The sequence below is a fragment of the Planococcus notacanthi genome (assembly GCF_030407825.1).
In the GTDB taxonomy this organism is placed as follows: domain Bacteria; phylum Bacillota; class Bacilli; order Bacillales_A; family Planococcaceae; genus Planococcus; species Planococcus notacanthi.
The window spans coordinates 1-1,932 of record NZ_JASDCQ010000018.1 but is presented as its reverse complement, the minus strand read 5'-3'; the positions used below and the strand labels follow the sequence as shown (position 1 = coordinate 1,932).

General features: G+C 35.8%; 3 protein-coding genes. All 3 read left to right on the top strand.

Annotated features, from left to right (window positions below; genetic code table 11):
- Nucleotides 1–145: 145 nt before the first annotated feature.
- The gene (locus QMA01_RS18115; protein WP_290215622.1) at nucleotides 146–664 is read left to right on the top strand and encodes an SMI1/KNR4 family protein; all 519 of its coding nucleotides are present in this window, start codon (nucleotides 146–148) and stop codon (nucleotides 662–664) included.
- Nucleotides 665–780: 116 nt separating this feature from the next.
- A complete protein-coding gene (locus QMA01_RS18110; protein ID WP_191715326.1) occupies nucleotides 781–1,134 on the top strand; it encodes a hypothetical protein in 354 nt (117 codons plus the stop codon).
- Nucleotides 1,135–1,327: 193 nt separating this feature from the next.
- Entirely contained in the window at nucleotides 1,328–1,810 is a 483-nt protein-coding gene (locus QMA01_RS18105; RefSeq protein ID WP_191716959.1) for a hypothetical protein, read from the top strand.
- The last annotated feature ends 122 nt before the right edge of the window (nucleotides 1,811–1,932 follow it).

The following is a 1,932-nucleotide window of genomic DNA, read 5'->3' as shown; positions in this document are numbered from 1 at the left end:
CAATTAAGTTACATTCACTTCCCCTAAATTTCATTGATTATCTTGCTGATTTGCCAACATCAAGTTTTGAAATTATTAATATAACTTTGCAGGTACAATCTTGATATTATATACAAAATACTCACGGAGAGGTGCAGAAGAGTATATGTCTAAATTAACTTCAGCAATAAGTAATTTGAAAAAAAGATTAGACAAGGATGAAGCTCTGTTGGTCCAACAGGAGAATGGATATTTGGAAAAAGTATATGTGAAGCTAAATGTCCCTGCCACAAAAAAAGAAATCGAGCATTTTCCATTTAAGCTACCGCAAGATTATGAAGAATTTTTACGACTGCATCACGGTGGACGCCTCTTTTTCACTAAAGACGGTGGAAATAATGGGATAGAACTTTACATGATAGAACAAATTTTAGAACATAGATCGTATTACGCTGATGACTTCCCCGAAAACTGGTATCCAGTAGCCATGGGCTACGATGGTTCTTTTCTTATCATTACGGATCAGCATATAGAGGGCGGGTATTTAAGCTGGTACGAAACAGGAAATGATTTCGATGACGATATATCCATTGGAATGACATTCGAAGATTGGCTTGAAAAGTTGATTATCGCTCAAGGCTCTAAGTTTTGGGAATGGGATGTTAGAAGACCTACAGGGATATAAAAAATACTTTTCATTTGCCGGTAGAATCTAAAAGAGTACCTTTTCCTGTATGGGTGTCCTTTTTTGTAACTATTTCATAGTTCAACCCGTCTCCACAGACAAAGGGAGGGGTAAAAGTGAAACATTATTTTATCTATCTATTCTTATTATTGATGATAACGAGTGGATGTTCATCGTCGGCCCAGGATGCAAATGAGAAAACGACCGAAGAAGGTTCTTATGAGGCATTATTGAATATAGAAGGTGAGATTTATTACTCGTACGGATACGATGAGAAAGAGAAGTACACGGTTCTTGAGGAAGTTGGAGAAGTGAAGAAAACACTTGTGGGAGAAGAAATCATGCCCAAAGAACATTTGACCTCCAATTATTTAGAAAAAGGGACCCAAATCTTTTCGACAAAAGAAGATCCTGAAATATTTTTAGTTGAAGATCAAGGTAAATACGATGTTTTAAAAAAGAAGCCTTAATTCTTTTTATGTGCTGAACTCTGGAATCCGAGTAACTGTTCAGAATCTACTTGAAAAAAGATTGCTTTAAAATTTTTTCTATAGAATCTGAATGTAACTTAATCCTAATTAAGTTACATTCAAAAACTGGTAAACTATAGGGTTCGTTTTCATGCTCTATTTAAAATCTTTTAAATAAAAAGGAGAATGAGGCATGAAGTTAACTAGTTTGTTTTTTGCAGTGGTATTACTTTTATTTTTATTGACGGGTTGTGCGAACGATCCTTCTGAAGTGGTGAATGGAGCAGAAGAGCCTTCAAGTGATTTTCCTCCATCCATGACCGGAACGGTCATCGTTAACGGGGAAACGTATGAGATGGAAGAAGGAAATAGCATGTGGGAACGAAAAAAGGGGGATGGAAGTGAAGTTGTTCAAACAGATGCTTCGTCTCCATCCCAAATAGCCGAAAGTTTCAATGCCATTAAAGTAGAACCAAACACAGATGTCCTAATTGAAATTGAAAAAGATCCTGCACAGTCTGTCTATCTCTGGAATGAAGATGAGCGAGGTCAGAAAATCAAATTAGCAAACAATCATTTTGTGGTTCCATCCAGTGAAGGCCGCTATGTCTATGAAGTATTCGCCGAATGGCAAAATGGGGAGGTATCTTATACGTTTGTAGTAGAAGTGAACTAATTCATTTTCATCTATTATTTGTGTTCTTTTTGGCTATACAAGTCCTCAAATGGTTTGAATATAAAGATATTATGTAAATATTTGAATGTAACATAAGTCTAATTAAGTTACATTCAAAACCC

What these genes read in the sequence shown, in the direction of transcription:
- QMA01_RS18115 (WP_290215622.1), top strand. Translation starts at nt 146, where the DNA reads ATGTCTAAATTAACTTCAGCAATAAGTAATTTGAAAAAAAGATTAGAC.
- QMA01_RS18105 (WP_191716959.1), top strand. Translation starts at nt 1,328, where the DNA reads ATGAAGTTAACTAGTTTGTTTTTTGCAGTGGTATTACTTTTATTTTTA.